Consider the following 25,892-nt stretch of genomic DNA (forward strand, 5'->3'; position numbering starts at 1 on the left):
CTCCGGCGGGAACGCCAGAGGGAAAATGCGCGAGGCGACTATCCTGTTGGCGCTGAAAGGCTCAGTAGCAGCGGCGGACCTTCACGCCGCCGACCCATACCCAGCGGCAGCCGGCGACGACGGGCTTGCGGACGACGACGGCGCCGCCGCGATAGCCGGCGCATCCGGCGCGATAGACGCCGCGGGCGCAAACCACCGCGTTGGCGTCGGAGGATTCAAAGGTCATGGTCGCGGCAAAGGACAACAGGGTCGCGGCGATCAGCAATAATGAACGCACAATATTCCCTCTCCCGGGGTGAGGCTTGATTGGCCTGTGATTGATCAACAAGGTGCTGCGGCTCCGTGACCGGCAATCGCCGGGCACATGTCGTCTCACCGCCTGCGCGGCTATTTCTTTTCGGCCTCCGCCAGCACCTTCTTGCAGGCTGGCGTCAGCTTGTCGCTCTGCTTGGCGAGGCAGGCGATGATGCGCCCGCCGCCGGGCGTCACGCTCTTGCAGAACTTCTCGTAGTCGCCCATGCAGGCGTCGCGTTGCGCTGTGGTCAGCTCCTGGGCGTAGACGGCGGTCGTGCCGCAGAGCAGCGCGGCGGTCAGGACAATACGCAGCATCGTTGGCTCCCTTTGCGGTCAGTCACGTGACAACAGGATTACCGCGCCGCGAATGGCGCCAGCACGTCGCGGCATTCCGGCGAGAGCGAGCCGGCATTGGTCGCCAGGCATTGCAGGATCCGGCCGCCGCCGGGTTGGACGCCGCCGCAGATCGAGCGGACATCGGCGCCGCAGGCCGAGCGCAGCACGAACAGTTCTTCGCGCGGGCGCATCGGCCGCAGCACGATCACGGCCGGCGCTGCCGCCGGTGCCGCGGCCGGCGCAGCCGTCGTCGCAGCAGCGCCGGCGGCCGGCGCGGCGCCACCGCCGGCCACCGCCTTCTCACAGGCCGGCGAGAGTTTTGCCTTGTTCTTCTCGAGGCATTGCAGCGCCGGCGCGCCGCCGGTCGGCACACCCGCGCAGACCTTGGGATAGTCGGAGCGGCACGCGCTGCGGATCGCGGAAATCTGCGCGTTGGACGGCGTCCCGGCCGCCTTCGGTGCGGCGGCCTCAGCGGCGGGCTTGGCCGCCGTCGCCGGGGCTGCGTCGGTCTTGGCTGCATCGGTCTTGGCCGCCGCGGGCGCGGTATCCGCCTTTGGCGCCGCGGCCGGCGCTTCCACGGCCTTCACGGCGCTGGCGCAACCCGGTGCGAGGCTTGCCATGTTCTTCTGCAAGCATTGCAGTGACGCTTCGCCGCCCGGCGGAACGCTGGAGCAGTGTGCAATATAGTCGTTGCGGCATTGTGACTTGATGGCGTCGCGCTGCGCCTGGCTCGGTGCCTGCGACATCGCCGGTGCGGTGCTCATCATTGCCGCCAGCGCAAGCCATGCGGATAGCTTCGTTGCTCGTGTCAACGCATTGATCATCTGACTAAATCCTCTCGTCGCGCCGAAAGCCTCCGGCTCAACTGAACTGCGTTCTGAAAAGTCTTGCTCTAACAACCTTCGCGAGCGGCATCATTTTCGGTTTCGAGTTCCGCTGCAAGCGGATTGTTGCTATGAAAGAACCAGGCTGATTTTTTTCGTTCGCTTCGACATCTCTATCTTTCAATTAAGTCATTTGAATTGAGGCTCGGAAATGAGGCATGCGCGCGCATCGGCACATTTCATGCAGAGCAATTTTGTGCGGCTGCGAAACGCGCCACTGACGCGCTCAGCTTTCGTCATATCCGCCTTTGTCAGTTTAAGTGCCTGCGAGCAAAACAGTTTTGTTGCGCCTCCGCCACCCAAGGTCGAGGTTGCGCCGCCGGTGCAGCGCGCCATCACGCGCTATCTGGACGCCACCGGAAACACAGCGCCGATCAAGACCGTCGATCTGGTCGCGCGCGTGCAAGGTTTCCTGCAGTCGATCAACTATCAGGACGGCGCTCAGGTGAAGGACGGCACCACCCTGTTCACGATCGAGCCGGAGACCTACAAGCTGAAGCTCGAGCAGGCGCAGGCGGCCGAGGTCGGTGCGCAGGCGACGCTGAAGCAGGCTGAGTCCGACTTCAAGCGGCAGCAGGATCTGGTGCAGCGCCAGGCGGTCTCACAGGCGACGCTGGAAACCTCGACCGCGACGCGGGACAACGCGCAGGCCGGTCTGCAGCAGGCCCAGGTCAACACCAAGATCGCCGCGGTCAATTACGGCTACACCAATGTGGCGGCGCCGTTCGACGGCATCGTCAGCAACCATCTGGTCTCGGTCGGCGAACTGGTCGGCGTGGCGTCGCCCACCCAGCTTGCCACCATCGTGCAGCTCGACCCGATCTATGTGAATTTCAACGTCAGTGAACAGGACGTGCAGCGCGTCCGCGACGAAGCACGCCGCCTCGGCATGACGGTTAACGACATCAGACAGCTGCCGGTCGAGGTCGGCCTGCAGACCGAGACCGGCTATCCGCACAAGGGCAAGCTCGACTACGTCTCGCCGACCGTCAATCAGTCGACCGGAACGCTTCCCGTCCGTGGCTTGATACCCAATCCGGATCGCGTGTTGCTGCCGGGCTTCTACGTCCGGGTTCGCGTGCCCTTCAACAAGCAGGAGAACGCGCTGCTGGTGCCTGACGTCGCGATCGGCAGCGATCAGGCCGGCCGCTACGTGCTGGTGGTCAACGCCGACAATGTGGTCGAGCAGCGCAAGGTCACCACCGGCCCGCTCGACGCGGGCCTGCGCGTCATCGAGAGCGGGCTGAAGGCGGACGATCGCGTCGTGACCGCCGGGCTGCTGCGTGCGATCCCCGGGCAGAAGGTCGATCCGCAGGTGCAGAAGGGTGACGTGGCGCCGGCACCGGCCAAATAGGGACGCGCCATGATCTCGAAATTCTTCATCGAGCGCCCGGTCCTTTCCAACGTCATCGCGATCCTGATGATCCTGCTTGGCGGCGTAGCGCTGTACAATCTCGCGGTCGCACAATATCCCGACGTGGTGCCGCCGACGGTGCAGGTGACGACGCGCTATCCCGGCGCATCGGCCAAGACGGTGGTCGACACCGTGGCGCTGCCGATCGAGCAGCAGGTCAACGGCGTCGAGGACATGCTGTACATGCAGTCCTACAGCGGCGCCGACGGCACCTATACGCTGACGGTGACCTTCAAGATCGGCACCGATCTCAATTTCGCGCAGGTGCTGGTACAGAACCGGGTCTCCTCGGCGCTGGCGCAGCTGCCGTCCGCGGTGCAGAACCAGGGCGTCACGGTGCAGAAGAAGTCGACCTCGATCCTGCTGTTCGTGACGCTGACCTCGCCGAACAGGACCTACGACAGCCTGTTTCTGTCGAACTACGCCACCATCAACATCCGGGACGAGCTGTCGCGGCTATCAGGCGTCGGCAACGTCACGGTGTTCGGCGCCGGGCAGTATTCGATGCGGGTCTGGCTCGATCCGAACAAGCTGCAGGTCCGCGGGCTGGTGCCGCAGGATGTCATCCAGGCGATTCAGCAGCAGAGCCAGCAGGTCACCGCCGGCCAGGTCGGCGCGCCACCGACGCCGGCGGGGCAGGCGTTCCAGTACACGCTGAATGTCAACGGCCGCCTCGACGACAAGAGCCAGTTCGAGGACATCATCGTCAAGACCGGCACTGTCGGCGACGTCACCCGCGTCCGCGACGTCGGCTGGGTCGAGCTTGGCGCGCAGACCTACAGCCAGATCTTCTCGCTGAACCAGAAGCCGGCGACCGGCATCGGCGTGTTCCAGTCGCCGGGCGCCAATGCGCTGCAGGTCGAGAAGGCGGTCGAGAAGAAGATGGCGGAGCTGGCCAAGCAGTTCCCGCAGGACATCCAATACGACACGCCGTTCGATACCACCAAATTCGTCAATGCCTCGATCGAGGAGGTCTACAAGACCCTGATCGAGGCCGGCTTGCTGGTGCTGGTCGTGATCCTGATCTTCCTGCAGGACTGGCGAGCGATGCTGGTGCCGGCGACCACGGTGCCGGTCACCATCATCGGCGCGTTCGCAGGCATGGCCGCGCTCGGCTTCACCATCAACCTCTCGACGCTGTTTGCGATCGTGCTGGCGATCGGCATCGTGGTCGACGACGCCATCGTCGTGGTCGAGGGCGCCGCGCACAATATCGAGCGCGGCATGTCGGGCCACGACGCGGCGATCAAGGCGATGGACGAATTGTTCGCGCCGATCGTCGGCATCACGCTGGTGTTGATCTCGGTGTTTTTGCCGGCGGCGTTCCTGCCGGGGCTGACCGGGCGGATGTATGCGCAGTTCGCGCTGGTGATCGCCGCCACCGCGCTGCTCAGCGCGGTCAATGCCGCGACGTTGAAGCCGACGCAGTGCGCGCTGTGGCTGCGTCCCCCCGCGCCGCCCGAGCAGCGCAACTTCTTCTATCGCGGCTTCAACGCCGTCTATGACCGGCTGGAGCGTGGCTATACACGCGTCGTCGGCGGCATTGCCGGGCATGCCAAGACCTCGGTCGCGGTCGCGCTTGTTATCATCGGGCTCGCCGGCTACGGCCTGTCGCGGGTGCCGACCGGCTTCATCCCGATCGAGGACCAGGGCTATCTGCTCGCCGCGGTGCAATTGCCCGACGGCGCAGCGCTCGACCGTACCCAGCAGGTGCTCGACAGGGTCACGGAGATTGCCCGCAAGACGCCCGGTGTCGACCAGGTGGTCTCGATCGCCGGCATCTCCGCACTCGACAACTCCTCAAGCCTCGCCAATGCCGGCGTCGCCTATCTGATCCTGAAGGACTGGAGCGCGCGCGGGCCGGGCGAGGATCTGCGTTCGCTGGTCTACGGGCTCAACGACAAGCTCGCGGTGATCCCGGAGGCGCGCATCCTGGTGATCCCGCCGCCGCCGATCCAGGGCATCGGCAACGCCGCCGGCTTCGCCATGCAGGTCGAGCTGCGTGACGGCAATGCCGATTACGGCAAGCTGCAGGCGGTCACCGGGGCGATCGTCGCCAATGCCCAGACCCAGAGCGCGCTGCAACGCGTCCAGTCGTCGTTCCGCTCAATGGTGCCGCAGTTCGACGTCGAGGTCGATCGGGTCAAGACGCAGATCCTGCACGTCACCCCCGACCAGATCTTCGCAGCGCTGTCGACCTATCTTGGCGCCAGCTACGTCAATCAGTTCACCAAGTTCGGCCGCACGTTCCAGGTCTATACCCAGGCCGAGGCACAATACCGCCTGTCGCTGCGCGACATCGAGAACATGATGGTGCGCAACAGCAATGGCGACATGATCCCGCTCGGCACGGTGGCGAAGATCACGCCGTCGGTCGGGCCGTCGCTGATCAGCCTCTACAACCTCTATCCGTCCGCCACCATCATCGGTCTGCCGGCGCAGGGCTATTCGTCCGGCCAGTCGATGACGCTGATGGAGGAGATCGCGGCAAAGACGCTGCCGCCAGGTTCGGGCTTCGAATGGACGGCGATGTCGTACCAGGAGAAGGAGGTCGGCGGCCAGATCTACTATGTGTTCGCGCTGGCGCTGCTGCTGGTCTACCTCGTGCTCGCCGGACAATATGAGAGCTGGTACGCACCGATCTCGGTGATCCTGGCCGTGCCGCTGTCGTTGCTCGGCCCGACACTGGTGCTGCTCAGCCTGCGGATCGAGAACAATCTCTACACCCAGATCGGCATCATCCTGTTGATCGCGCTGTCGGCCAAGAACGCGATCCTGATCGTCGAGGTCGCGCTCGAGCACCATCTGCGCGACGGGCGGTCGGTGTTGGATTCGGCGATCGATGCGGCGCGCGCCCGCTTCCGGCCGATCCTGATGACGTCGTTCGCCTTCATCCTAGGCGTGCTGCCGCTGGTGCTCGCGACCGGCGCCGGCGCCAACGCCCGCAAGTCGATCGGCATCACCGTGTTCTCCGGCATGATCGCCTCGACCTGCCTCGCCGTGCTGTTCGTGCCGGCATTCTTCGTCGTGGTGCAGACGTTCGAGAACTGGCGCAAGGCGAAGAAGGGCAAGGTCGCCCCGCCGCAAGCCGCACCGCAGGCGCCGGGCACGGTGCATTAGGGCCAGCGCACTCAAATCTCTCCCCGTCACCCTGAGGAGGCCGCGAAGCGGCCGTCTCGAAGGGCGAACGGCCACCAGCGGGGCCGTGCATCCTTCGAGACGCGCTACGCGCTCCTCAGGATGACGGGATCAATAGCGTCTCTGCCGCTTACACCTTCACCATGCGCTTGCCGCGGTTCTCGCCGGCCAACAGCCCGATCAGCGCCTGCGGGGTGTTCTCGATCCCGTGGATCACGTCCTCCTGCACCTTGAGCTTGCCCGAGGCGACCCAGGACTGCAGGTCGGCGAGGGCGGCCTGACTCTGGTCCATGTAGTCCATCACGATGAAGCCCTGCATGACGAGCCGCTTCACCACGATCAGGCCGGGTACGCCCCGCGGGCCGTGCGCGGAGGGGACGCCGTCATATTGCGAGATCGCGCCGCAGCAGGCGATGCGGCCGCGATTGTTCATCTGCGCGAGGCACGCCTCCAGGATGTCGCCACCGACATTGTCGAAGTAGACGTCGATACCCTTCGGCGCGGCGGCACGCAGCGCTTTGTAAGTGGCGCCGTCCTTGTAGTCGACCGCGGCGTCGAAGCCGAGCTCTGAGGTCAGCCAGTGGCACTTGTCCTTGCCGCCGGCGATGCCGACGACACGGCAGCCCTTGATCTTTGCGATTTGCCCGACGATCGAGCCGACCGAGCCCGCGGCGGCCGACACCACCACGGTCTCGCCCTCCTTGGGCTTGCCGACATGGAGCAGGCCGAAATAGGCGGTCAGGCCGGCGATGCCGTACACGCTGAGCAGATGCGTCATCGGCTCGAGCTTCGGCATCTTGGTCAGATGCCGCGCGGGCACCGCGGCAAAATCCTGCCAGCCGGTGTCGCCGAACACGATGTCGCCCGGCTTCAGGCCGGGGTCCTTCGACGCCACCACCTCGGCGATGCCGCCGCCGGCCATCACGGTGTTGGCCTCGACCGCGGCGCGGTAGGTGGCGCCGTGCATCCAGGCGCGGTTGGCGGCGTCGAGCGAGATGTAGCGCGTTCGCACCAGCGCCTCGCCGTCCTTCGGCTCGGGGATCGCACCCTTGGTCAGACGGAAATGCTCGGGGCCAAGCTTGCCGGTGGGCTTTTCAACAAGCAGGATCTGGCGATTGACGGTGTCGTTCATTGGCGATGTCTCCCCTCGCGTTGTTCGTTTCGCATGCAGTTTGACTGCGGTGCGCGCAGCTCTCTGCACAGATTGTGCGCTGCATGAACGCTAGTCCTCGCGCTGGCATTCCACAACGGGAACATTTCGGCAAAGGCCCGCTCGGCGCGAAGCGTGTTGCTTAGCTGCGTAAATCTGCCACACTTGCCGTTCGTCGGGAACTTACGGGGGTAAGAGAATGTCGAACAGGTTTACGCAGTACATCCTGATTGCGATGGTCCTTGGCATCGCGATGGGGACGATTGTCTTCAACTATTTTCCTGACAGTCGCGCCGAGATCGCAGCAGACGTCAATTTGATTGCGATGCTGTTCCTGCGCCTGATCAAGATGATCATCGCGCCGCTGGTGTTCGCAACCCTCGTCGGTGGCATCGCCCATATGGGAAGCGGCGCCCGTCTCGGCCGCATCTTCGCCAAGACCATGGGCTGGTTCGTCACCGCATCATTTGTCTCGCTGCTGCTCGGCCTCGTGATGGTCAATTTGCTGCAGCCCGGCGCCAACTTCCCCGGCACGCTGCCCGACAAGGCGCAGTCGACCGGCCTGCCGGTGTCGGCTTTCTCCTTTGAAAAATTCTTGACCCATTTGATCCCGACCTCGATTGCGGACGCGATGGCGCAGAACGAGATCCTGCAGATCGTGGTGTTCGCGGTGTTCTTCGCGGTCGCGCTCGGCGCGATGCCTGAGCGGGCCAAGCCGATCATGGGCCTGATCGACGACCTCGCGCACATCATGCTCAAGGTCACGGGCTATGTGATGCTGTTCGCCCCGCTCGCGGTGTGGGCCGCGATCATGGCCACCGTCTCGAAGAACGGCCTCGGCGTGCTCTGGAAGCTCATGGTCTTCATGGGCGGCTTCTATCTCTCGCTGCTGATCCTGTGGAGCATCCTGGTCATCGTCGGGTTCATCGCGATCGGGCCACGCTACAGCCATCTGCTGCGGCTGATCCGCGAGCCGTTGATGATCGCGTTCTCGACCGCCTCCTCGGAGGCGGCCTACCCGAAGACGCTGGAGGGGCTGAACCGGTTCGGCGCCTCCTCACGCATCTCGGCCTTCGTGCTGCCGCTCGGTTATTCCTTCAACCTCGACGGCACGATGATGTACTGCACCTTCGCCAGCATCTTCATCGCGCAGACCTACCACATCGAGATGTCGCTCGGCACGCAGCTCGCGATGCTGGCCACCTTGATGATCACCTCGAAGGGCGTGGCCGGCGTGCCACGCGCCTCGCTGGTGGTGATCGCCTCGACGCTGGCGCAGTTCAACATCCCCGAGGCCGGGCTATTGATGATCATGGGCATCGACACCTTCCTCGACATGGGCCGCAGCGCCACCAACGTGATCGGCAACTCGCTGGCGACGGCGGTGGTTGCGAAGTGGGAGGGCGAGCTGAAGGCCGAGCACGAGCTCGGGCCCGACGACGCGGTGCCGCAGGACGCGGTACCCGGCGCCGTGATGGCCGGCCATTGACGGGAGGCATTCATGCATCGCGCCCGCTGGAGGCCGATACGGGCTGAGAGGCTACTGCTGCCGGCATGTCTGCTGGCAGCAAGCCTGCTCGCCGCACCGGTGTCCGCACAGCCGGCGGGCGAGGGGCTCAGCCCCACGCTCGCCAACATCAAGGCCACGCACACGGTGCGGATCGGCTATCGCGAGAGCTCGCCGCCGTTCTCGTTCCTCGACCACTCCAACCGTCCGATCGGCTACAGCCTCGAGCTGTGCGATGCGATCGTCGAGGAGATCGGGACCGAGGTCGACGACGCCAACCTCAAGGTCGACTACGTCAAGGTCACTTCCGACGACCGCATTCCGGCGGTCGTCGACAAGAAGATCGATCTCGAATGCGGATCGACCACGGCGAATGCCGAGCGCGGCAAGCTGGTCGCGTTCTCGCCGCTGATGTTCGTGGCCGGCACCAAGCTGATGGTGCCGAAGGCATCTAGCGTCACCCAGGTCGGCGACCTGAAGGGCAAGACGGTGGTGGTGACCAAGGGCACCACCAACGAGCAGGCGATGCACAATGTCGACGCCAAGCAGAAGCTCGGCCTCAACATCGTCACCTCGCCCGACCACGAGCAGTCCTACCAGATGCTGGTGGACGGCAAGGCCGATGCGTTCGCGACCGACGACATCCTGCTCTACGGCCTGATCGCGCGGCACAAGTCGCAGGACAAGTTCCGCGTCACCGGTGACTATCTGTCCTACGATCCCTACGGCATCATGTACCGCAAGGGCGAGCCGCAGATGAAGGAGGTGGTCGAGCGCGCGTTCCGCAGGCTCGCCTCGAACCGCGACATCGTCCCGCTCTACAACAAGTGGTTCGTCGCCCGCCTGCCGACCGGCGAGAAGCTCAACGTCGCGATCTCGCCGCAGCTCGAAGAGGCCTTCAAGGTGCTCGACGAGAACCAGTAGCGGAAACACCAGTGTCGTCCCGGCCTGGTGCGCAATTGCGCACGGGAGCCGGGACGACGAAGTTACGCGAACACCTGATCCAGCGCCGCCGAATACGCCGCCTCGACCAGCGCCGGATGCCGGCGGCCCAGTGCTTCCATCTTCACCCCGGAATTCACCTCGAGGATTTGCCACGCGCCGTCGGCGCGCACCACGTCGATCGAGGCGAAGCGGATGCCGACGGCCTGCGCGGCCTTGATCGCGAGCGCGACGCAGGCCTCGCGCGTCGCGTCGTCAGTGAGCAGCACGGGCTCGGCGCCGGCATCGAGATTGTGCCGCCAGTTGAGCAGCCGCCGCTCGCCGGCGGGTGGAGTGGCGTCGAGCGCGGCGGCATCGAAATCCTCGGTGAGGGCCTTGAGCTGCTCGGCCGTCGCCGCCGCCTGCGCCAGCGCGCGCAGTGAGTGGATGCCGTCGCCAATCACCGACGGGCGCGTCTTGCCGTAGACGATCAGCGCGCGATCATCGAGCAGCACGACGCGCACCTCGTCCTCGATCTCGACATAGGGCGAGATCGCTAGGCTCGGATGCGCGGCGAGGATGCGCGCGACCGCGGTCTCCAGCTGCCCGCGCGTTGTGACGCGGAAGACGAGTTCGCCGGATGTCCCCTCATTGGGTTTGACGACAAGCCCGCGCGGATGCTCGTCGAGCAGCCGCTGCATCGCCTCCAGCGAGCCCGATCCCGGGATGTGCCTGCTGAGCTTCGCGCCGAGAAAAAGCGTGTGCGGAACGGCTGATACGCCGGCCGATGTCAGCACCTCGGCGCAGGCCGATTTGTCGTTGGCGACCTGATGCGCGACCGCGCTGTTCAGCCCGACGTCGTAGCCGATCGCGAGCCGCCGCTCGTTGTCCCTGGTCATGATGACCAGCCAGCCGCCGGACCGCACCTCGACCGCGATTTCGCGCGCCAGACAATATTTTTTGATGGTTTCCAGGAAGATTCGCTGGCTGATCAGGACCACGAGATCATTTTCCCTTCGGCCTAAGTTTTCGTAGCAATTAATTGCCAGATCGGCGTGGATATCAGCAAGTAAATTACGTGCAGCACCACGCGTTAACGATGTCGTGGTTGAACCTCTGCGCGAAATCGAACGACTGCCATTCCGGGATCGCAATTGCACGCCAGTTGATCTTGACTATCTCACGCAGAGGCGCAATGGACACGCGAGATCTTCAGTGATTTCGGCCACTTCTGCGCCGTCGCGAGCAGTCTAGAAATCAAACCATTCTAAATCTGGTCAGTCGAGAAAACGAAAACACATGAGCGCGTTCTATCGAGAGAAAGTTCTTTCCGTTCAGCACTGGACCGATACGCTTTTCAGCTTCCGGGCGACCCGCGATTCCGGTTTCCGCTTCCAGAATGGCCAGTTTGCCATGATCGGCCTCGAGGTCGACGGCCGGCCGCTGCTGCGCGCCTATTCGATGGCGAGCGCCAATCACGAGGAAGAGCTCGAGTTCTTCTCGATCAAGGTGCAGGACGGCCCGCTCACCTCCAAGCTGCAGAAGATCCGCGAGGGCGACACCATCCTGGTCGGCCGCAAGGCGACCGGCACGCTGATCACCGACAATCTGATTCCCGGCAAGCGGCTGCTGCTGCTGTCGACCGGCACCGGCCTTGCGCCGTTCGCGAGCCTGATCAAGGACCCCGAGGTCTATGATCGCTACGAGCAGATCCTGCTGGTCCATGGCTGCCGCCAGGTCTCCGAGCTCGCCTATGGCGAGGAGCTGGTCGCCAAGCTGCGCGACGACGAGCTGTTCGGCCCGCTGCTGTCCGAGAAGCTCTCCTACTATCCGACCGTGACGCGCGAGCCGTTCCGCAACCGCGGCCGCATCACCGACCTGATCACCTCCAGCCAGCTGTTCACCGACCTGCATCAGGGCCCGCTCGACATCGAGACCGACCGCATCATGATGTGCGGCAGCCCGGGCATGCTGGAAGAGCTGAAGCAGCTGTTCGAGACCCGCGGCTTCAAGGAAGGCAGCGGCAATACCCCCGGTCACTTCGTGATCGAGAAGGCGTTCGTCGAGCGCTAAGGCCGTCGAGCGTTAAGATTGTCGTCCTGGCGAATGCCAGGACCCATTACCACCGCAACTGATTTGACGAAGGCTGGGGCCCCATCGGGCTCCAGCCTTTTGCATTTGTGGTTATGGGTCCTGGCTTTCGCTAGGACGACACTGGTGTGAGTAGCATCGCTCATTCTCGCGCTGCTATAACGCCCCCAACGCCGCGCAGCCGTTTCCCGAACGCGGCGAGTGAGGGAGCTGCACCTTGTCCATCACCGATCCGGATGCCCCGAAGACCGCCTTTGTGTTTGCCGGCGGCGGCAGCTTTGGCGCGGTCCAGGTCGGCATGCTGCAGGCGCTGGCTGCCCACGGTGTGGCCGCCGACATGGTGGTCGGCTCCAGCGTCGGCGCGCTGAACGGTGCGTTCTACGCCGGCGACCCGACGGTCGCGGGCGTCGCGCGGCTCGCCGAGATCTGGCGCGGCCTGAACCGGAACGACGTGTTTCCGGTGACCTGGCGGACGCTGGTGGGTTTCCTGTGGCGGCGCGACTTCCTGATCCCGCATGACGGCGTTCGCAAGCTGATCGACGACTACATCCCGTTCCGCAATCTTCAGGACGCGCGGATTCCGATCCACATCGTCACCACCGACATCATCAGTGGCGACAGCGTGGTGCTGTCGGAAGGCTCGACGGCGGAGGCGATCGTGGCATCGACCGCGATCCCCGGTGCGTTCACGCCGGTGCATTACCGCGATCGTTTCCTGGCCGATGGGGCGATCTCCAGCAACACGCCGGTCCGCGTCGCCGTGAAGCATGGGGCGAAGCGCCTGATCGTGCTGCCGACCGGGCATGCCTGCGCCAACCAGGCGCCGCCGGTCGGCGCGCTCGCCAATGCGCTGCATGCGCTGACGCTCCTGATCGCGCGGCAGCTTGTCAACGAGCTCGAGAACATCGGCCCCGATGTCGAGTATTTCGTCGTGCCGCCGCTCTGCCCGCTGGTCGGCTCGCCCTACGATTTCTCCCGGACCTCGGATCATATCGCACGCGCCCTCGACACCACCAACGCCTGGCTGGAGAGCGATGGCCTGAAGGCGGGCCATATCCCGCACGAGCTACAGCCGCACGACCATTAGGCGAACGGCGCATTCTCCTCTTCACCTCTCCCGCTTGCGGGGGAGGTCGCATTGCATCGTAGATGCAATGCGGGTGGGGGCTCTCTCCACGTAAAGAGCCTCGCGTGTGGAGACACCCCCACCCCAACCCTCCCCCGCAAGCGGGAGAGGGAGTGCAGCCTTCGCGCGGCTCCCCCTCGTTGCACTGCAACAGATGGGCTCAACTTGAACGATCATGACGAGGACACCCGCCCATCCGGGCGGTTGTCACATCTGTGACTGCTCGGCCGTATAACCGTGTAGCACTTGTTCCGCGAGTTGGATTAGGCTCGCGGCCGACAGGGGATTTCAGGCAGACCGGTTGAGGGTTTCCATGGACACGATACTGCTTCCGTTCTCGCCACGCTTCATCGTGCTGACAATCTGCGCCGTCGTCACCGCGCTCCTGCTGCTGGTCGGGATTTTCGATCCAAAAGTGTTCAAGATCGTTCTGATCCCGCTGATCATCTTCGGCGCGCTGACATTGCTCGGCATCCGCGATCTCACCCAGAAGGGCCACGCGGTGCTGCGCAACTATCCGATCTCGGCGCATGTCCGCTTCCTGCTCGAGGAAATCCGCCCGGAGATGCGGCAGTATTTCTTCGAGAGCGAGAAGGACGGCATGCCGTTCTCGCGCGACACCCGCGCGGTGGTCTATCAGCGCGCCAAGATGGTGCTCGACAAGCGGCCATTCGGCACCCAGGAGGACGTCTACCGCGAGGGCTATGAGTGGATGCACCATTCGGTGGCGCCGAAGCCGCATGCCGACCAGAAATTCCGCATTACTATCGGCGGTCCCGACTGCACCAGGCCGTACTCGGCCTCGGTCTTCAACATCTCGGCGATGAGTTTTGGCGCGCTCAGCCCGAACGCGGTGCGGGCGCTGAATGCCGGCGCCAAGAAGGGCGGCTTCGCCCATGACACCGGCGAGGGCGGCGTCAGCCCCTATCACCGCGAGATGGGCGGCGACATCATCTGGGAGGTCGGCTCCGGCTATTTCGGCTGCCGCAACCGCGACGGCACCTTCAATCCGGAGCTCTTCGCAAGCGTCGCGGGCGACGACCAGATCAAGATGGTCGAGTTCAAGATCAGCCAGGGCGCCAAGCCCGGCCATGGCGGCGTGCTGCCGGCCGCAAAGGTGTCGGAGGAGATCTCCAAGATCAGGGGCGTGCCGATGGGCGAGGACTGCATCTCGCCGGCCTATCACAGGGCGTTCTCGACGCCGCTGCAGATGATGGAATTCGTTGCCCAAATGCGCAAACTGTCCGGCGGCAAGCCGGCCGGCTTCAAGATGTGCATCGGCCATCCCTGGGAATTCCTGGCGATCTGCAAGGCGATGAAGGAGAGCGGGCTCTATCCCGACTTCATCGTGGTCGACGGCAATGAGGGCGGCACCGGCGCCGCGCCGCTCGAATTCATGGACCATTTGGGCATGCCGATGCGCGAGGGCGTCAATTTCGTCCACAACGCGCTGGTCGGCATCGGCGCGCGCGACCGCATCAAGATCGGCGCCTCGGGCAAGATCGCGACCGCCTTCGACATGGCGCGCGCGATGGCGATCGGGGCCGACTGGTGCAATTCGGCGCGCGGCTTCATGTTCTCGCTCGGCTGCATCCAGTCCTTGAGCTGTCACACCGATCGCTGCCCGACCGGCGTCACCTCGCAGGACCCGATCCGCAACCGCGCGCTCTACGTGCCCGACAAGATCGATCGCGTGTACAATTACCATCACAACACGCTGCATGCGCTGACCGAGCTGCTCGCGGCCGCCGGCCTCGAGCACACCAAGGATCTGCGGCCGATCCACTTCTCGCAGCGGTCTTCGACCACCGACGTCCGCACCTTCGCACAGCTCTATCCGGCGCTGCGCCCCGGCGAATTGCTCGAAGGCACCCAGGACCGCCGCTACCGCGACGCCTGGGCGATGGCGCGCGCGGATTCGTTCCAGCCGGCGGGGTAGGGCGGTAGCGGTTTCGGTTCCCCTCTCCTGCAAGCGGGGGAGGGGACGCAGTCCCGATGCTGCTACCGCTTAGACGCCATCTGTTCACGCAGCAGTCGCGCCGAACCATTTGGTCAGCGCCTCGGTCAGCCCTACCTGCGTTCGCTCGCCAACCCACGCCACATATCCGTCGGGCCGTACCAGAACCGCGGCCGGCGCCGGAACGGTTCCGAGCACCGGAAGCTCCCACGCGCCGTTGTAAGTCGCGTCGATCCGCTGAATCCGGTCGGGCCATCCAGTGCTATCGATGGTACCGAGGCCACCAAAATTGATCAGCAGCGGCCGGGCTTCGTGCAGTAGGGCGAAGACCCGAACCTCACCGTCAGGCAGGATCAGATCGAGATCCGGCATGCGGCGTCCGAGCAGCGGATGGCCTTCGGCAAGGCCGTAACGAATGTCCAGCCCGGACATCATGCCGGCGTGGCGCTTGCGCGGTTCGTCCATTCTAAGCAGTTCGGACACGAACTCGTCCAGCGCCTTGCTGCGGTCGTCGGTGCGGCGAAGCGCGACCTGCGCCAACGTGTTGCGCAGCACGCGGACACCGATCGGATGGCGTTCAGCGTGATAGCTGTCGAGCAGACCGTCAGGTGAAATGCCCATGATCACTTGTGCCAGTTTCCACCCCAGGTTCACCGCATCCTGCACGCCGATATTGAGCCCCTGTCCACCCATCGGCGCGTGCACATGCGCGGCGTCACCGGCGAGCAGGACGCGCCGGTCGCGGTAGGCGGCGGCCTGACGCGCCATGTCGGTAAATCGTGAAATCCAGGTCGGATTGTTGATCCCGAAATCAGTTCCGTAGACGGCGATCAGCGCTGCGCGCACATCGCTCAAGCCAGGCTCTGTAGTCTGCAACTGCCGCTCGGTCAGCACCAAGCGTATTCCGCGCCCGTCCTCGACCTTGCCGATCCCGTGCATGCCGGCGGTATCGTGGCGGAAGCCAAATGGCGGCTCCTCCGACATCTGCGCTTCCGCGATCAGCCAGCTCGTGGTCGGATTCCAGCCGGGGAACTCGATGCTCGCAGTCTTGCGGATCAGGCTGCGTCCGCCGTCGCAGCCGACGAGATACTGCGCTCGCAGCGAATGCCCGTCAGACAGCGCGATCTCGACGCCGGCGTCGTGCTGCGCAAAGCCGGTCACCTCACGCTGGCGATAGATCGGCACACGGAGCTCGCCGACCCATCCGGCCAGGATGCGCTCGATATGGTTCTGCCAGAGCGCGAGCGTGTAATTGTGCCGGGTTGGAAAGTCGCTGAGGTCAAGCGGCATCGGGTGGACGTGCACGACTGGATGGCGCTTTCCTTCGGAGACGAACCGATCCGCGATGCCGCGCTGGTCGAATACCTCGAGCGTTCGTGCATGCAGGCCGCCGGCGCGCGAACCGGTGAGGTCCTGGCTTGCGCGCCGCTCGACAATCGCCACGTCGACACCGGCCAACGCCAACTCGCCCGCCAGCATCAGCCCGGTCGGACCTCCGCCTGATATCACCACCTGATGTTCGTTCATCCCGCACTCCCTCGGTTCGATTGGGCGCGCGTTCTACGGGATGACCCCGGGCTTGCGGCAAGCCCGGGGGTCTACATATATCTGAGTGGGGAGAGGGCTTTTGCCGCCCCGACCAATCCAAAAGCTACAGGCTGGCGACGCAAACTCGCTGTCGTCCCGGCGAAAGCCGGGACCCATAACCACAGGACCTTGTGGTCGGACTCGCTGTGGCCCCAGCTCGCGCTAATCCCAATCAGCGGTGGTTATAGGTCCCGGGTCGCGCTTCGCTTGCCCGGGACGACGTTGGGAGATTGCGCGTCTCAAAATTCCCCGTGGATGCGGCCGGAGAAGATGTGCACCGGGCCGCGGTCGGCGTTGTAGGCGGGGTTGGTGATGAACTGATAGTCCGCGGTCAGCGTCAGGTTCTTGTTCACCTGATAGGCGTAGTAGGTCTCGAAGATCCGCTCCGGGCTGTAGTTCAGCGCGCCGTCGCCGATCAGGAGGCCAAGGCCGCCGGCGGCGAGGTAGTCGCGATTCGCGGCTGACAGCCCGTTGACCGCGCCGCCGATGCCGATCGTGTCGTTGGCCCGTCCCCAACGGCTGCCCTTCACCGACAGGCCGCCCGAGATGCTGCGGTCGACATCGGTGAACGACAGGATCTCGTTCTGGCCGTCGTTCCAGCTGAGGCGGCCGAACAGGCCGACGTCGGTTGCGATCTGCTGCTCGCCGTTCACATAGAAGCCGTATTTCAGATTGTCCTTGCGGATGCTTGCCATCACGTCGTTGATGTCGAGCCCCGGATTGGCGTCCTCGATCGCGAGCGCCTGGCGGTAATTGCCGGTGTTGCCGCGATTGCCGAACACGCCGACGCGCAGTTTGCCGGGCTGGTCGAAGATCGAATAACGGCCCTCGAATTCCACCACCGCGCCGCCGGTGTTGAACACCAGCACGTCGCTGTTCGGCATATTCGGCACCTGGAACACGCCGGCGCGCACCGCCCAGTCCTTGCGGTTGAGCTCGACCACGGCGCCGCGGGTATAGCCGGGCAGGTCGGCTGGGAAGTCGTAGGCGGCGGACGCCCACATCGCCCAGTTCATGAAGTCGGCGCGGGGGTCCTTGGCGTAGGAATTGCCGTCGAAGAAATCGCCGACCGCAAAGCGCCCGACCACGACCGTGAGGCGGTCGATGTCGCGCTTGCCCGCGATCTGGTTCGGACCGTCGGCGACGTCTTCCTGCTCACCGCCGAAGCCGAAGGTCTGCTTGAAGTAGTAGCGCTGCGGCCGGATCTTCGGGTATGGCGCGCCGGCCTTCTGCGCTTCGCCGTTGGAGAAGCCGGCAAGGCCGAGCGTGCCGTTGAGGCCAAAGCCCTGCGCCGTCTCCGGATTGAAGTAGAACTCGCCGCCCTCCCAGAGCCGCACGCCGAGAAATGCCGTGGTGGTCCAGGTCTGCTGCATCTGCCCGGGGCCGGGAAGGCTGTTGGTGCCGGAATACGGCGAACGGAACGAGGCGTAGCCCTGCGGCAGCAGCGTGGTCTGGGCGTGCACGCTCCAGTCGGTGGACTCAGGCAGCAAGGTCCGCGCCGGCGCGGCCGACCAAGGGGAGTCGCCGAACTGGTAGTTCAGGCCGAATTTCAGCAGGTGAATGCGCGGGTCGATGCTGACGCCGGGCATGCCGAAGTCGGCGAGACCGAGCGTGCGGCGCGACAGGTCGATGTAGTCGTATTCGACCTTGGCGGTCCAATTGCCGCTTACCGCAAACTCGGCGCCGGCGCCGGCGGTCCAGCCGGTCTGGTACTGGCCGGGCTCCGAGATCACCTCGCCGTCGGTGTCGTTGACCCTGACCTGGCTGTGTCCCCAGGCGAAGCCGCCGGTGACATAGGGCATCCAGGTGCCGAAGCTGTAGCCGGCGCGGCCGCGCACCGTGCCGACATAGTCGATCGACGAGTTGAACGGGCCGAGCGTGCGCCGCGGCAGGTCGGTCGGGCCGGTGAACGTCGCATCCGCCTCGACGCCGAGCACGAAGCGGTTGGCGAATTCCTTGTTGTACCCAACCTGGAAGCCGCCGATCCCGCCGGTGATGGTGGGCGGAAAGAACACGCCCTGTTCCAGAATTGGGTTGGTGCCGGGGCCGAGCGTGCCGTCGCCGTAGCCGACATGAGCGCCGACATAGAAGCCGGTCCAGCTGTAGACCGCCCGCGCGGCGGGAGACTTGAGCGCCAGATCGGCCGCAGTCGCCGGCGTGCCGAGGGTGGCCGCGCCGAGCGCTGCGCCGGCGGCGATCTGAACCCGGAAGAGGCGGACGCAGGTCATGACGCGGCTTTCGGCGAACGGTTGGCGGTTTCGCCCGGCATCACTGCAGATTTGGCGGCAGCTTGCCACCCGAGATTTGAAATCATCGCCCGCCGTCCCCGGTCCGATCCGTATCGTTCCATCCAAAGCCAGATCAGCACCTAGCATCCCCCGTTGCTTATTGCAAATAATTCGCAATAGCAACTGAGGCGCCCCAGATACCTCTTCGATTTGCACGCCAGCATGACAGTCACGTAACAGCGCGAGCCGGCTGGCCCCAACAGCTGCGATCGGCCAGGCTTCTGTGGCAAACGGGTCGACGCCCGACCGTTCAATCGATGCCGCCATTCTCTTCGTCCCTCGTTTTGATGAATACCTGCTGCGATGCCCGGCCGAGCAGGACCCGTCCGCCAGCCCATTCGACACATCGCACCATGGAGAGCGCCGACCGCAGGCCGGCGTCTGAAATCACGCGTCGCTGATAGAGCGCGGTCGCGCCGCGCAGGATGGCGCGTGCCAGCCTGAGCAACACGATCGCGCCCCATCGCCGTCCGCGGCCAGGCGCGGTCACGCTCCCACCGTGGCGAGCTGGACGATCCGCAGCAGCACGAGACCGGCGGCGACGACCAGATAGCCACGCAGCACCAGCATCCAGATCCGGCTCAGCGGGCTGAGGCGCGCCTTTGGTAGTCGGTCGAGCGGCGGCATCCGCCAGCTGTCGCGGTCGAACAGCGGCGGCTTGAGTTTGGGGCGGAAGGAGGCGTTACGGTGCGACGACATCTCGTACAGCCTGACGAGCGCGGTGACCGCGAGCGCAAGCCCGCTGCCGCCGACGAGGATGCCGATGATCCATTGCTCGCCGAGGTCGGGGAATAGCACCGCCGCGGTCAGGATCACCGACAGCATCACCAATGCCGCGACCACTGCGCCCGTGAACAGGTTCAGCCTGGTCGAATTGACCCAGGGCCCGAGGATGTGGCGGTCGTTGCACAGCAAGAGCAGGAACACGGTTGCGCTGGGCAACAGCACGCCGGCCAGCGTCTGCTCCGCGTTGGTGAGCAGCCCGAGCGGCGTACCCGGCGTCAGCACCAGCACGGCGGCGAGCACGATCAGGCCGCAATAGACGGCGTAGAAGCCCTTCGCATCCCACGGCTTGCGGTGTAGCGAATGCTTGACCGCGAACACGTCGCCGATCGCGTAAGCCGTTGCGAGCGAGACCGCCGCCGCGCCGATGATGCAGGCATCGAGCAGTGCGAGGGCGAACAGCACCGCCGGCAGCCGGCCGGCATATTTCTCAAGCCCGACCGCGGTTCCCAGCGCGTCGGTGTAATTGCCGAATTCGGGCCGTCCGGCGAACATCGCCGCACAGAACGAGATCATCGCCACGGCGCCGACCACCACCAGCACGATGCCGATGCACAGATCCATCCGCTCATAGCGGATGAAGCGCGGCGTGATCCGCTTGTCGACGATGTAGCTCTGCTGGAAGAACAATTGCCACGGCGCCACCGTGGTGCCGACGATGGCGACGATCAGCAGCATCACCTCGCTGAGCTTGGCGTCGTGCGGCATCTTCGGCACGAAGAAGTCGGCCGCGATCTGCCCGATCGGCGGATGCACCATCAGGATCACGGGCACCAGCAGCAGGCTGCCGGCCACCAGCACGATGCCGAAGCGTTCGAAGCGGCGGAAGTCTCCGGTCGAGACCGCCAGCATCACGATGGCCGCCGAGGCCAATACGCCCCAGAACTGCGAGACGCCGAGAAAGCTCAGCGCGAGCGTGATGCCGATGAACTCGGTGACGATGGTCAGCGCGTTCAGCACCAGGAGATCGATGACGCTGAAGGCGCCCCAGAATTTGCCGAAGCGCTCGAAGATCAGCCGCGCATGGCCGACGCCGGTGACCGCGCCGAGCCGCACCACCATCTCCTGGTTGACATAGAGCACCGGGATCAGGAGCAGCAGCGTCCACAGCAGCGTGGTGCCGTAATTCTGTCCGGCCTGGGTGTAGGTGCCGAAGGCGCCGGCATCATTGTCGCCGACCATCACGATCAGGCCGGGCCCGACGATCGCGAGCAGTGTCTTCAGCCGGGCCAGCCAGGTCGCGCGCGGTGCGGTGTCATCGCGGGCGATGCTGCCGAGCGCGCCATGGATGTCGCCGGCATGCGCGGTATCGAGAATGGCGGTTGGGGTGGTCGTGGTTTCGGTCATTTCGCGTCTCCTCGCCGCCCTCTGGGGCACGGCGGAGGGACGCGGAGCCGTCAGGCGCGCACGTCTCCGCTGCCGTGAGCAGCGGCATTTCCAGATGTCATGCAGTTCGAGAATCCCGCTGCTGCGCCTGAGTGGCGCGCAACGGGGCAACTAGGAGCTTGTCTGGATAGTCGCTGTTCAAATCTGGTCGGGTCTGATTCAACATTGGGCGATGAGCAAGTATTTTCGGCCTTGGAACATCGATCAGACGCTGCTTCTGCCGCCGAATGTGCAGGACTTCGTGCCGAAAGGCCATGTCTCGCGGTTTATGGTTGATCTGGTGCGGGAGAGCCTCGATCTCAGGGAGATCATGGGCAGCTATGTGAGCGGGCTTGGGCAGCCGCCGTTTGATCCGCGGATGATGGTGGCGCTGCTGCTGCATAGCTATGCGAGTGGGCTGTATTCGTCGCGTCGGATTGCCAAGGCCTGCCGGGAGCGGAACGATTTTGTGATGATCGTGGCGCTGGATGCGCCGGATTTTCGGACGATCAGCGACTTTCGCAAGCGACATTTGAAGGCGCTCGGCGCGCTATTCGTGCAGGTTCTGAAGTTGTGCGAGACGGCCGGGCTGGTCAAGCTCGGTCATGTCGCGCTGGATGGTACGAAGATCAAGGCGAACGCGTCGAAACACAAGGCGATGAGTTATGAGCGCATGAAGAAGCGCGAGGCGGAATTGAAGGCCGAGGTCGCTCGCATGCTGGCGGCCGCCGAGGCGGCGGATGCCTCGGAGGATGAGACTTTCGGCAACAGCGACGAACTGCCGGACTGGACCGTCGACAAGCAGAAACGGCTGGCGAAGATCCAGCAAGCGATGGCGGCGCTGGAAGCGGACGCCAAACTGGCGGCGGAGGAAGAGCGCCGCATCGAGGCCGAAAAGGAACAGCAGCGCCAGGCCGAAGGCCGCAAGAAGCCGGGCAAACCGGCGGCGCTGCCATCGGAGGAACCCAATCCCAAGGCGCAACGCAACTTCACCGATCCGGAAAGCCGCATCATGAAGTCGAAGGATGGCTTCGTTCAGGCCTATAATGCCCAGGCGGCCGTCGATGCACATGCCCAGATCATTGTCGCGCAAGAACTGACCCAGCACGGCAGCGATCAGGGCCAGTTGGTGCCCCTGATCGAGGCCATCGAGAGCAATCTTGGCCGCAAGCCGCGGCAGGCCTCAGCGGATTCCGGCTACTGCAGCGAAGCCAATCTCGAAGCGCTCGACACACGCAGCATCGATGGCTATGTCGCGCCCGGACGCGCCAAACACCCGACAGTAGCGAACGGAAAAGTCGGCGGCCCGCTGACACAGGCCATGCGAAAGAAGATCGACGATGGCGGCTTCGAAACACCCTACCGATTGCGAAAGCAAGTGGTGGAGCCGGTGTTCGGGCAGATCAAACAGGCAAGAGGCTTCCGCCAGTTCCTGTTGCGGGGCATCGAGAAAGTGCGCGCCGAGTGGACAATGATCTGCACCGTCCATAACCTCCTCAAGCTGTTCAACCTCGCAAACGCAGCCTGAGCCTGCTACTCTACAACAAATGCCCGTCACGAAAACATATCTGGACGGGCTCCTAGGTCCTTCGTCCATGTCGGCCTCCTAAATCCGCGCCGGGGCTTTCACCACGTGGCGCGTTGACGTTGCGCGCGGGCCAAGGCGTCGGCCCGCGCGTTGCTGCTGATCGAGATCATTGCTGGTGTCGTCGATGGTCCACCGGCATTCCAGTTGGCCGTCGATCAGGACCCAATGACAGACCGGAGTTGGCCGCCGGCGGTCCGCCGGGCGGCGAAAGCCCGGCCGATTGTCATTGCAATGCATAGCCGGACGCGGCGGCATGCGCCGCGGCTCGACAACGCGCCGCGGGCTTGCTTGCCGGAATTTTGCGAGCTTTTCGAACATCGCTCACCTCCACTTCCGCTGTCGCGCGGCAGGCCGGTGAGGATCAGGCGGTTACGTGAGGCGTGACCACCTGTCCACGCAGGCGTTATCTGCGCGATCAGTCTTGCTGTGTTGCGGCGTCAATGGTCCCGGCGTTGCGGGGCTACTGTCGCCAGAGTTGCTACTGCCCATGTGCCTTCTGTGCTGGCTCGTGGTCGGGTTGACGTCCGGGAGCGATCCCCGGTGCGGAACGATTGTTCCGACAATCGGGCACTACGCCCGGCACAATGGCCTGTCAAGCCGATTCTGCTATCCTCCCGGGAGGATCGTGATTATCCTCCTGGGAGGATAGGAGAACCGCATGTCCGACGACCATCCGCACGCTGCGATCGCCCGCCGCTTGAAGCGTGCCAACGGCCATCTCGAGACCATCGTCGAGATGATCGAGCAGGGCCGGCCCTGTGCGCAGATCGCCCAGCAATTGCAGGCGGTGGAGAGCGCGATCGAAAGCGCCAAGAAGGCGCTGATCCATGATCACATCGGCCACAGCCTGGAGGACACGCTGAAGGCCGGAGGTCCGAAGGGCCGCGCCGTGCTGCGCGACTTCCGGCTGATCGCGAAATATCTGTGACCTCAGCCCGCCTGTCGCGAGCTCACAACAATTGACCCGCCCGGGGGGATTGCCGGGCGGGTCTGTTGCGGCACGGGGTGGATGAGGACCCGTGCCGAACACAGGATCCGCAGCCTTGAATGTCGTCGATCAGTAGCAGGAGCGCACGCGGCCGATAAAGTTGCCGAAGGCGTCGTACTGGCGCACCCAGGCGCAGCGCCGATAGCCGCCGTTGTAGGTGTAGCTGTCGCTGGCCGCGATCGCGCTGCCGACAACGGCGGCGCCGACGAGGCCTGCGCCAACGCCCCAACCCCAGCCATACGGCCGGGCTTCGGCCTGCGAGGTGGTGGAGGCGATGGTGCCGGTCACGGCGAGCGCGGTGAGGGCGAGGGCGGCAAACTTGGTCTTGATCGACATGGAATATTCCATCCTGTGTGGGCGCGGCGCCGGTGTGGTCCGCATGCCCGTTGGACGGAGGCTCTCCGGTTCCGGTTCGAGAGATGAGGCCGGAAATATGGCTTCGTGAATTGTTTCGTCGCCACTGCCCCGACGAAGCAATTCCGATCAGCTGCCGCGAAAGATGCTCGGGTCGAACCTGTCGACATCGGCAAGCAGCTCGCAGAACGCGCGGGCGCCGTGCTCGATCAGCCGCTCGCCCTTCTCGGCCGAGGCCTTGCTTGCATCGCCGATCGCGCCGCTCGGATTGAGGTCCTGCGCCTGCCAGGCGAACGGTGCCGGCCGCTGCGTCGACAGCAAGCGGTAATTCTTCTCGATCTGCACGCTCGCGGGCTTGAAGTCGGCAATCGCATCCTTGCGAACATGTTGTGGATATTTCGCCAGCATGATCGAGGTCTCGACCGCGCCGCCATGGATGCCGTGGCGCAATTCGTCGGCATCGAACAGCCCGTCCGGCGTACCGAAGCGCGACCAGCTCGTGGTCACCACCAGCATGCCGTGTTGCGCGCGCAAATCCTGCGCCACGAGCTGCATCGCGGCCGAGTTGCCGCCATGGCTCGTCACCATCACGAGCTTCTTCACCCCGGCGCGCGCCACGCTCGCGCCGAGCGCCATCCAGCTGTTCAGCGCCACCCTGGTCGGCAGCGTCAGCGTGCCCGGAAAATCGATGTGCTCGGTCGAGATCCCAACCGGCTGTAGCGGCAGGAACGTCACCGGCAGGGCCGCCGGCAGCAGTTCGCGCACCCGCGCCAGATAGGCCTCACCGATCATGATGTCGGTTCCAAGCGGCAGATGCGGCCCGTGCTGCTCGGTCGCGGCCAGCGGCAGCACCGCGATCCAGCGCGCGGCCGCGTCCCCGGCGATATCGGGCCAGTGGATGGCGGTCCAGTCACGGGGCGGAAGCTGAGAAGTCATCAAGCAAGCGTTTCATTGGGTGGATTTGCAGGCTAGTTCGTTTAACATCATGGAGGCGTCTGCGTCTCCGGGCGCGATCCTCGTCGCCGGGGCATGATCCGCGCCCCGGCCTTCCATCATGGGCCATAATGTCAGACGGAGTCCAACCATGATCCGGGCCTTTTTGCCGCGAGCGTTAACCACGAGCCTTCTGGCTGCCGCCCTTTGCGTTGCCGCGGCCCTTGTCCCGGCGCGAGCACAGACCTTGGACAAGGTCTCGTTCGGCACCAACTGGGTCGCCGAGGGCGAGCATGGCGGCTTCTTCCAGGCGGTCGCCGACGGCACCTACAAGAAATACGGCCTCGACGTCACCATCGTGCCCGGCGGTCCCAACGAGAACAACCGCATGCTCTTGATCGCGGGCAAGCTCGACTTCTTCATGAGCGCGAACTCGCTGCAGACCTTCGACGCCGTCACCAACAACGTGCCGCTGGTTGCGGTTGCCGCGATGTTCCAGAAGGACCCGCAGGTCTTCCTGACCCATCCCGAGGTCAAGGCCAGCAAGATCGAGGATCTGAAGCCGCTGACGCTTCTGATCTCGAAGGAGGGCATCACCAGCTACTTCCAGTGGCTGAAGTCGGAATACGGCTTCGACGAAAACAAGGTGAAGCCCTACACCTTCAACCCGCAGCCCTTCATCGTGAACAAGCAGACCGCGATGCAGGGCTACGTCACCTCGGAGCCCTTTGCGGTGGAGAAGGCCGCCGGCTTCAAGCCGAACGTGCTGCTGCTCGCTGATTACGGCTTCAACTCCTACTCGACCCTGATCGAGACCCGCCGCGACCTGGTCGACAAGAAGCCGGATCTGGTGCAGCGCTTCGTCGATGCCTCTGTTGTCGGCTGGTACCACTATGTCTACGGCGATAACTCGGCCGGCAATGCGATGATCAAGAAGCTCAATCCCGACATGAACGACGAGCTGCTGGCCTATTGCGTCGCCAAGATGCGCGAGCACGGCATTGTCGATTCCGGCGATTCCATCAAGAACGGCATCGGCGCCATGACCGATGAGCGGATGGCGAGCTTCTTCGACAAGATGGTGCGCGCCGGCGTGGTCAAGAGCACCATCGACTATCGCCAGGGCTACACGCTGCGCTTCGTCAACAAGGCGGTCGGCGTCGAGCTCCGGCCGAAGAACTGACGGCC

General features: G+C 64.6%; 21 protein-coding genes. 10 read left to right on the forward strand and 11 right to left on the reverse strand.

What is annotated here, in order from left to right; genetic code table 11:
- Positions 1–61: 61 nt before the first annotated feature.
- The 3 genes from HAP48_RS18325 to HAP48_RS18335 form a co-directional block, all read right to left on the reverse strand.
- The gene (locus tag HAP48_RS18325; protein ID WP_166211755.1) at positions 62–277 is read right to left on the reverse strand and encodes a hypothetical protein; all 216 of its coding nucleotides are present in this window, start codon (positions 275–277) and stop codon (positions 62–64) included.
- Positions 278–387: 110 nt separating this feature from the next.
- Entirely contained in the window at positions 388–609 is a 222-nt protein-coding gene (locus HAP48_RS18330; protein ID WP_166211752.1) for a cysteine rich repeat-containing protein, read from the reverse strand.
- 38 nt (positions 610–647) lie between these two features.
- Positions 648–1,454, reverse strand: coding sequence for a cysteine rich repeat-containing protein (locus HAP48_RS18335; RefSeq protein WP_166211749.1), 807 nt, complete (start codon positions 1,452–1,454; stop codon positions 648–650).
- A gap of 241 nt (positions 1,455–1,695) precedes the next feature.
- Between HAP48_RS18335 and HAP48_RS18340 the strand changes: the two genes are divergently transcribed.
- Together HAP48_RS18340 and HAP48_RS18345 are read left to right on the forward strand one after the other, a co-directional pair.
- Positions 1,696–2,868 carry an efflux RND transporter periplasmic adaptor subunit gene (locus HAP48_RS18340; protein ID WP_210292657.1) on the forward strand — a complete coding sequence of 391 codons (1,173 nt, stop codon included), beginning with the start codon at positions 1,696–1,698 and terminating at the stop codon, positions 2,866–2,868.
- A 9-nt stretch (positions 2,869–2,877) separates the two neighbouring features.
- Entirely contained in the window at positions 2,878–6,048 is a 3,171-nt protein-coding gene (locus HAP48_RS18345) for an efflux RND transporter permease subunit (RefSeq protein WP_166211746.1), read from the forward strand.
- A 148-nt stretch (positions 6,049–6,196) separates the two neighbouring features.
- Here the strand turns inward: HAP48_RS18345 and HAP48_RS18350 are convergent, their stop codons facing one another.
- Positions 6,197–7,198: an NADP-dependent oxidoreductase gene (locus HAP48_RS18350; RefSeq protein WP_166211743.1), complete on the reverse strand. Its 1,002-nt coding sequence runs from the start codon at positions 7,196–7,198 to the stop codon at positions 6,197–6,199.
- 217 nt (positions 7,199–7,415) lie between these two features.
- Between HAP48_RS18350 and HAP48_RS18355 the strand changes: the two genes are divergently transcribed.
- Together HAP48_RS18355 and HAP48_RS18360 are read left to right on the forward strand one after the other, a co-directional pair.
- Complete coding sequence (locus HAP48_RS18355; protein WP_166211739.1) at positions 7,416–8,705, forward strand: dicarboxylate/amino acid:cation symporter; 1,290 nt, start codon at positions 7,416–7,418, stop codon at positions 8,703–8,705.
- Positions 8,706–8,717: 12 nt separating this feature from the next.
- Entirely contained in the window at positions 8,718–9,647 is a 930-nt protein-coding gene (locus tag HAP48_RS18360) for an amino acid ABC transporter substrate-binding protein (RefSeq protein ID WP_166211736.1), read from the forward strand.
- Between the two features lie 62 nt (positions 9,648–9,709).
- Here HAP48_RS18360 and HAP48_RS18365 read toward each other — a convergent pair whose 3' ends face one another.
- Positions 9,710–10,645: an ATP-grasp domain-containing protein gene (locus HAP48_RS18365; protein WP_166211733.1), complete on the reverse strand. Its 936-nt coding sequence runs from the start codon at positions 10,643–10,645 to the stop codon at positions 9,710–9,712.
- A gap of 298 nt (positions 10,646–10,943) precedes the next feature.
- On the opposite strand from HAP48_RS18365, the gene HAP48_RS18370 reads away from it, so the two are divergent.
- The 3 genes from HAP48_RS18370 to HAP48_RS18380 all read left to right on the forward strand — a co-directional run bounded on the left by HAP48_RS18370 (position 10,944) and on the right by HAP48_RS18380 (position 14,800).
- Positions 10,944–11,717 (forward strand): ferredoxin--NADP reductase, encoded by a 774-nt coding sequence (locus HAP48_RS18370; protein WP_166211730.1) that lies wholly within the window; start codon positions 10,944–10,946, stop codon positions 11,715–11,717.
- A 235-nt stretch (positions 11,718–11,952) separates the two neighbouring features.
- Complete coding sequence (locus HAP48_RS18375) at positions 11,953–12,822, forward strand: patatin-like phospholipase family protein (RefSeq protein ID WP_175612317.1); 870 nt, start codon at positions 11,953–11,955, stop codon at positions 12,820–12,822.
- Between the two features lie 352 nt (positions 12,823–13,174).
- The gene (locus tag HAP48_RS18380) at positions 13,175–14,800 is read left to right on the forward strand and encodes an FMN-binding glutamate synthase family protein (RefSeq protein WP_166211727.1); all 1,626 of its coding nucleotides are present in this window, start codon (positions 13,175–13,177) and stop codon (positions 14,798–14,800) included.
- 84 nt (positions 14,801–14,884) lie between these two features.
- Here HAP48_RS18380 and HAP48_RS18385 read toward each other — a convergent pair whose 3' ends face one another.
- From HAP48_RS18385 to HAP48_RS18400, 4 genes are all read right to left on the reverse strand, one after another.
- Complete coding sequence (locus HAP48_RS18385) at positions 14,885–16,345, reverse strand: FAD-dependent monooxygenase (protein WP_166211724.1); 1,461 nt, start codon at positions 16,343–16,345, stop codon at positions 14,885–14,887.
- A 299-nt stretch (positions 16,346–16,644) separates the two neighbouring features.
- A complete protein-coding gene (locus HAP48_RS18390) occupies positions 16,645–18,633 on the reverse strand; it encodes a carbohydrate porin (protein ID WP_166211721.1) in 1,989 nt (662 codons plus the stop codon).
- Positions 18,634–18,943: 310 nt separating this feature from the next.
- Positions 18,944–19,183: a hypothetical protein gene (locus HAP48_RS18395; RefSeq protein WP_166211718.1), complete on the reverse strand. Its 240-nt coding sequence runs from the start codon at positions 19,181–19,183 to the stop codon at positions 18,944–18,946.
- A complete protein-coding gene (locus HAP48_RS18400) occupies positions 19,180–20,823 on the reverse strand; it encodes an NRAMP family divalent metal transporter (protein ID WP_166211715.1) in 1,644 nt (547 codons plus the stop codon). The genes HAP48_RS18395 and HAP48_RS18400 overlap by 4 nt, the downstream gene beginning before the upstream one ends.
- Positions 20,824–21,034: 211 nt before the next feature.
- On the opposite strand from HAP48_RS18400, the gene HAP48_RS18405 reads away from it, so the two are divergent.
- Both HAP48_RS18405 and HAP48_RS18410 read left to right on the forward strand, forming a co-directional pair.
- Positions 21,035–22,369 carry an IS1182 family transposase gene (locus HAP48_RS18405; RefSeq protein ID WP_166202952.1) on the forward strand — a complete coding sequence of 445 codons (1,335 nt, stop codon included), beginning with the start codon at positions 21,035–21,037 and terminating at the stop codon, positions 22,367–22,369.
- Between the two features lie 718 nt (positions 22,370–23,087).
- Positions 23,088–23,357, forward strand: coding sequence for a metal-sensing transcriptional repressor (locus tag HAP48_RS18410; RefSeq protein WP_029083225.1), 270 nt, complete (start codon positions 23,088–23,090; stop codon positions 23,355–23,357).
- 129 nt (positions 23,358–23,486) lie between these two features.
- Here the strand turns inward: HAP48_RS18410 and HAP48_RS18415 are convergent, their stop codons facing one another.
- Positions 23,487–23,753 carry a hypothetical protein gene (locus HAP48_RS18415; RefSeq protein WP_166211712.1) on the reverse strand — a complete coding sequence of 89 codons (267 nt, stop codon included), beginning with the start codon at positions 23,751–23,753 and terminating at the stop codon, positions 23,487–23,489.
- Positions 23,754–23,900: 147 nt separating this feature from the next.
- Positions 23,901–24,707, reverse strand: coding sequence for a creatininase family protein (locus tag HAP48_RS18420; RefSeq protein WP_166211709.1), 807 nt, complete (start codon positions 24,705–24,707; stop codon positions 23,901–23,903).
- Positions 24,708–24,855: 148 nt separating this feature from the next.
- Here HAP48_RS18420 and HAP48_RS18425 point away from each other — a divergent pair, with 148 nt between their 5' ends.
- Positions 24,856–25,887, forward strand: a complete 1,032-nt coding sequence (locus HAP48_RS18425; RefSeq protein WP_166211706.1) for an ABC transporter substrate-binding protein — start codon at positions 24,856–24,858, stop codon at positions 25,885–25,887.
- The last annotated feature ends 5 nt before the right edge of the window (positions 25,888–25,892 follow it).

It is taken from the genome of Bradyrhizobium septentrionale (assembly GCF_011516645.4).
GTDB lineage: Bacteria > Pseudomonadota > Alphaproteobacteria > Rhizobiales > Xanthobacteraceae > Bradyrhizobium > Bradyrhizobium septentrionale.